General features: G+C 56.2%; 4 protein-coding genes. 3 read left to right on the forward strand and 1 reads right to left on the reverse strand.

Annotated elements, in window-relative coordinates; translation table 11 throughout:
- Positions 1–7 precede the first annotated feature (7 nt).
- Complete coding sequence (locus QZZ60_RS10335; RefSeq protein WP_295641152.1) at positions 8–763, reverse strand: chloride channel protein; 756 nt, start codon at positions 761–763, stop codon at positions 8–10.
- 276 nt (positions 764–1,039) lie between these two features.
- Here QZZ60_RS10335 and QZZ60_RS10340 point away from each other — a divergent pair, with 276 nt between their 5' ends.
- The 3 genes from QZZ60_RS10340 to QZZ60_RS10350 all read left to right on the forward strand — a co-directional run bounded on the left by QZZ60_RS10340 (position 1,040) and on the right by QZZ60_RS10350 (position 5,438).
- Positions 1,040–2,407 (forward strand): sodium-dependent transporter, encoded by a 1,368-nt coding sequence (locus QZZ60_RS10340; RefSeq protein ID WP_295641154.1) that lies wholly within the window; start codon positions 1,040–1,042, stop codon positions 2,405–2,407.
- 214 nt (positions 2,408–2,621) lie between these two features.
- Positions 2,622–3,986 (forward strand): sodium-dependent transporter, encoded by a 1,365-nt coding sequence (locus tag QZZ60_RS10345; protein WP_295641155.1) that lies wholly within the window; start codon positions 2,622–2,624, stop codon positions 3,984–3,986.
- A gap of 84 nt (positions 3,987–4,070) precedes the next feature.
- Positions 4,071–5,438, forward strand: coding sequence for a sodium-dependent transporter (locus QZZ60_RS10350; RefSeq protein ID WP_295641157.1), 1,368 nt, complete (start codon positions 4,071–4,073; stop codon positions 5,436–5,438).
- Positions 5,439–5,535: the final 97 nt, after the last annotated feature.

Here is a 5,535-nt window from a genome sequence, read left to right on the forward strand (position 1 = left end):
CCTTTATTTAACCCTCTTTTGCTATCACCCTTCCCATGAGCACTCCCATGACGGGGACGAGCCAGAGGGCGGAGAAAGACAGGGAGCGTATGTTCTCAAAGGGAAAAATGAGCCCGAAGCCGAAAATATGGCGCGTGGCGAGGGCGGCCGTGGCCGCGGCGAAGCTCACGGCGATGAATCCTCCGCGCGTGATGCGGCTTTTCATTTCCTCAAATACGAAGAGCACGCCGGCCACGGGAGAGCCGAAGGCTGCCGTCATGCCTGCTGCGGCTCCGGCGGCAATGTGGATGTGGCCGGAAAAGGTGAATTTTTCCCACAGGCCGGTCAAAAGAGCGGCCGTGGCCGCGCCCATCTGTATGCAGGGGCCTTCCCGGCCGAGGGAAAGTCCGCCCAGCGTGGAGACAAGGCATCCCACGAACTTGGCCGGCAGCACTTTGAGCCAGTCTTGGCGGGAGACGTGCAGTTTCCCCCGGACGATAAGTTCCGTCTGCGGTATGCCGCTGCCGGAAATGAGAGGCGTTTTTTTGACCAGCCAGCCCAGAAAGCGGGCTGCGGCAATGAGCACGGCAAGCCAGAGAGGTGCGATCCACCATGTTTCCTGCCATCCCGAGATGAAGGCAAGAATGACGGGAGCGGCATGGTCGCGGATGAGTCGGAAGCAGCAAATGACGCAGGCGCAGAAGAGTCCTATGAGCATGCCTTCCAGGGCCAGCAGGGCGTAATTGATTCTTTGAGTCCAGCGTTTGTGAGGATGCAGATTCATGGGTGGTCCTGTTCGAGTTCTTGTCGCGGAAGGAAAAAAGGCGTGAATGACCGAAGCGCCGTTTCCGCGCAGCGGCATGGAGAGGAGAATTGTCGGCAAAGCATGGTTCAGGCAGGCTTGGCTTAAGCTCCCGCGTTGTCGCCGGATGCGCGCAACAAGCTCTAGTACATGGGCGCCGGCAACGCAAGGATGCGGGAAGGAACGGCGGCTTTTTCGGTTGCCGGAGCAGCAAGTTTTGGCCTATAGCTAGAAGAAATCATCTTCAGGAGAATGATCATGAAACAGCGTGAACAGCTTGCCAGCCGACTCGGCTTTCTGCTTCTTTCCGCCGGTTGTGCCATAGGACTCGGCAATGTGTGGCGTTTTCCCTACATCACCGGCAAGTATGGCGGCGCTGTGTTTCTCGGGGTGTATCTTCTTTTTCTCATTTTCGTGGGGCTTCCCGTTCTCATCATGGAATTTTCCGTGGGACGTGCCACGCAGCGCAACATGGCTCACGCCCTGAAGATGCTGGAACCGAGGGGAACATGGTGGCACAAGTTCGGCATCATGTGTCCCATAGGCAACTATATTCTCATGATGTTCTACATCCCCATTGCAGGTTGGATGCTCTGCTACTGCTGGTTCATGTTGACTGGCGAGCTTCAGGTTCCTTCGGAACAGGTGCCCGCCGTGTTCGGAAGCATGCTGGGCAATCCATGGCTTCTTCTTTTCTGGACGGTGGTTGTGTCCGCATCCTGCTTCGCCATATGCGGACAGGGGCTTCAGAGAGGGGTTGAGCGTGTGGTCAAGATCATGATGCTGGGGCTTCTCGTCATCATGCTCGGGCTGGCGTTTCACTCCTGTTTTCTTGAAGGTGGCTCGAAGGGGCTTTCGTTCTATCTCGTGCCCGATCTCAAGCGAGCCGTGGATGCCGGCATCATGTCCCTTGTCAACGATGCCATGAATCAGGCCTTCTTCACGCTGAGCGTGGGCATGGGCAGCATGTGCATCTTCGGCAGCTATCTGAAAAAAGAGCGGGCTCTTACGCAGGAATCCGTGCTCATCGTGGTACTGGATACCTTTGTAGCTCTGACCGCCGGTCTCATCATCTTTCCCGCCTGCTTTGCCTTCGGCGTCACGCCGGACGCAGGTCCGGGCCTTATTTTCATTACTCTGCCCAACATCTTCAACAACATGGCAGGCGGGCGATTCTGGGGCTTTCTCTTCTTCATCTTCATGAGCTCCGCCGCTCTTACCACGGTCATCGCCGTGCTTGAGAACATCATTGCCTTTTTCATGGATGGCTACGGATGGTCCCGCAAAAAGGCCGTGACGATAAATTTCGTCGTGCTTACCCTGCTCACGCTTCCCTGTATTCTCGGCTTCAACGTCTGGTCCGATTTCCAGCCCTTCGGTCCGGGAAGCGCCGTGCTCGATCTTGAGGACTTCATCATCAGCAACAACATTCTGCCGCTCGGCTCCTTTCTTTTCATGCTGTTCTGCTGTCATCGCTACGGCTGGGGCTGGGACGGTTTCATTGCCGAGGCGGATACCGGCACGGGCATGAAGTTCCCCAAGTTCCTGCGCTTCTATCTGACCTGGATTCTGCCCGTCGTGTTTCTTTTCATATTTGCGCAGGGCTACATCCAAAAGTTCTTTTAGTCTCGCATGACGCAGGCCGGAAGGCGTTACTCTTTTGTCTTGAGTGGCCGACGGTTTCAAAACAGGGAAAGGTTGCGTGACGGAATCTGAAAGTCGACGTTCACAAGCGTACGTTCAACGAACGGCCGTCGGAGAGGACCGGGGATTTTCAGGTTGCCGTGCCGCGACGTTTCCCATATATAAAGAAAAAATATTCCGCCAAGGAGAATATACTATGGCTCAACGAGAACAGCTCGCCAGCCGGCTGGGTTTCCTGTTTCTTTCCGCCGGCTGCGCCATCGGGCTCGGCAACGTATGGCGCTTTCCTTTCATTACGGGCAAATATGGTGGTGCGGTTTTTCTTGTCGCGTACCTCGTCTTTCTTCTCGGCATGGGGCTGCCCATTCTCATCATGGAATTTACCGTGGGTCGCGCCTCGCGGAGAAATATGTCCCGGGCCTTCTGTGAGCTGAAGCCGGGATCGAAGTGGAGTTATTTCGGCTGTTTCAGCATCATAGGCTCCTATGCGCTCATGATGTTCTACATCCCCGTGTCAGGATGGATGATGTATTACTGCTGGGCCACCGTCACAGGAACGCTTTCCGTTCCCATGGATCAGGTGGCGGGCGTGTTCTCCAATCTGCTTTCCAGCCCCGGCACCATGCTCTTCTGGACGCTCGTCGCTTCGTTCGGCTGCTTCGGCGTGTGTGCGCTCGGTCTGCAGAAGGGCGTGGAACGCGTGGTGAAAATCATGATGGGCGGGCTTCTTGTCATCGTCATCGGTCTTGCCGTGCATTCCCTCACCCTGCCCGGCGGCATGAAGGGCGTGGCCTTCTACCTCGTGCCCGATCTGCAGCGCGCCATGGATGCGGGCATCATGTCCCTCATCAACGACGCCATGAATCAGGCCTTCTTCACCCTGAGCATCGGCATCGGTGCCATGTGCATCTTCGGCAGCTATCTTGACAGATCCAACACGCTGACCAAGGAGTCCGTGTTCATCGTGTCCCTCGACACCTTCGTGGCGTTCATGTCCGGCCTCATCATCTTCCCTGCCTGCTTTGCCTTCGGCGTGCAGCCCGATGCCGGTCCCAGCCTCATTTTCATCACGCTGCCCAACATCTTCAACAACATGGCCTGGGGACGCCTGTGGGGAGCGCTGTTCTTCGTGTTCATGAGCGCGGCCGCGCTCACCACGGTCATCGCCGTGCTTGAGAACATCATCTCCCATTTCATGGACACCTATGAATGGTCGAGGAAAAAAGCCGTCAAAGTCAACTGCATTGTGCTCACCCTGTGCACGCTGCCCTGCATTCTCGGCTTCAATCTCTGGTCTGACATTCAGCCCCTGGGCGCCGGATCGACCATCATGGATCTTGAGGACTTCGTCATCAGCAACAACCTGCTGCCGCTGGGTTCGCTCATTTTCTGTCTGTTCTGCTGCCAGCGCTACGGCTGGGGATGGGACAAGTTCATTGCCGAGGCCGATACCGGTGCGGGCATGAAGTTCCCGAAGGCGCTGCGGTTCTATCTGACCTGGATTCTGCCCGTCGTGCTCCTGGTCATCTTTGTGGAAGGCTATATTCAGAAGTTCTTCTAGGCTTCCCTCTTCAATCTCGTCTCTGGCGCATGGCCTTCTTCGGGAGATCGTGCGCCAGACTTGTTCCAAGCTTCTGGAGTCGTCATGCAACGTGAGAAAATGGCCAGCCGCATCGGCTTTCTTTTCGTCTCCGCCGGATGCGCCATAGGCCTCGGCAACGTGTGGAGATTTCCTTACATTACGGGAAAATACGGCGGTGCGGTATTCGTGGTCGCCTATCTGTTCTTTCTGCTCATGCTTGCCCTGCCCTTGCTCATCATGGAATTTTCCGTAGGCAGGGCTTCACAGCAGAATCTCGGCAACGCTCTGCGCGTTCTGGAGCCGAAGGGCTCTTCATGGCACCGCATGGGCTGGCTCAGCATCGTGGGCAGCTATCTGCTCATGATGTTCTACATTCCCGTGGCCGGCTGGATGCTTTTTTATGTATGGCGGACAGCTACGGGACAGCTTGCCCTGCCCGCCGATCAGATGCCCGCCGCCTTCGGCGCCATGCTTGCCGATCCGTCAGGAATGACGTTCTGGGCCTTTCTGACCTCCATAGCCTGTTTCATCGTCTGCGGATTCGGCCTCAGACGGGGCATAGAGCGTGTGGTCAAGATCATGATGACCGGACTTCTCGTCATCATGCTTGGTCTTGCCGCGCGCGCCGTCACCCTGCCCGGCGCGCTGGAAGGACTGACCTTCTATCTTGCACCGGACTGGCAGAGGGCCGTGGACGCGGGCATATGGAGCCTGCTTAACGACGCCATGAATCAGGCCTTCTTCACCCTTGGTCTTGGCATAGGATCCATGTGCATATTCGGCAGCTATCTCGGTCGGGAATATACCATCACTCAGGAATCCATCTGGATAGTCTGTCTGGATACCTTTGTGGCCATGATGTCGGGCTTCATCATTTTTCCGGCCTGCTTTGCCTTCGGCGTAGAGCCGGATTCAGGTCCCGGACTCATTTTCATCACGCTCCCCAACGTGTTCAACTCCATGTCGGGAGGAAGGTTCTGGGGGACGCTGTTCTTCGTGTTCATGAGTGCGGCGGCGCTCACCACTGTCATTACCGTCATTGAGAACATCATTTCCTACGGCATGGATGTGTGGAAGTGGTCGCGCCGCAAGTCCACGCTCGTCAACGGCGTGGCTCTCACGCTTCTCACGCTGCCCTGCGTCCTCGGCTTCAACGTTCTTTCCGGGGTGCAGCCTCTTGGCGAAGGAAGCACGCTCATGGATCTGGAGGACTTCATTCTCAGCAACAACCTTCTCTCCATCGGCGCCATTACCTTCATGCTGTTCTGCTGCCACAGATTCGGCTGGGGCTGGGACAATTTCATGGCGGAAACCGATACCGGGCGCGGCGTGAAGTTTCCGAAATTTTTACGATTCTATCTTGCCTGGATACTGCCGTTCGTTGTGGCGCTGGTGTTCGTGCAGGGATACGTTCAGAAATTTTTTGTCTGAGATCTGAGCTTTTCTGCGTCTTTTGGAGGTATAGGTGACCGGATTGTAAGGGAAAATGTCCTGTATGACGGCACAGGAAGATGAGTACGGCCGTTAT

It is taken from the genome of uncultured Mailhella sp. (assembly GCF_905187505.1).
GTDB lineage: Bacteria > Desulfobacterota > Desulfovibrionia > Desulfovibrionales > Desulfovibrionaceae > Mailhella.

Bases quoted from the DNA above. Each gene is read 5' to 3' on its own strand.
- QZZ60_RS10335 (WP_295641152.1), bottom strand. From the start codon at position 763: ATGAATCTGCATCCTCACAAACGCTGGACTCAAAGAATCAATTACGCC.
- QZZ60_RS10340 (WP_295641154.1), top strand. From the start codon at position 1,040: ATGAAACAGCGTGAACAGCTTGCCAGCCGACTCGGCTTTCTGCTTCTT.
- QZZ60_RS10345 (WP_295641155.1), top strand. From the start codon at position 2,622: ATGGCTCAACGAGAACAGCTCGCCAGCCGGCTGGGTTTCCTGTTTCTT.
- QZZ60_RS10350 (WP_295641157.1), top strand. From the start codon at position 4,071: ATGCAACGTGAGAAAATGGCCAGCCGCATCGGCTTTCTTTTCGTCTCC.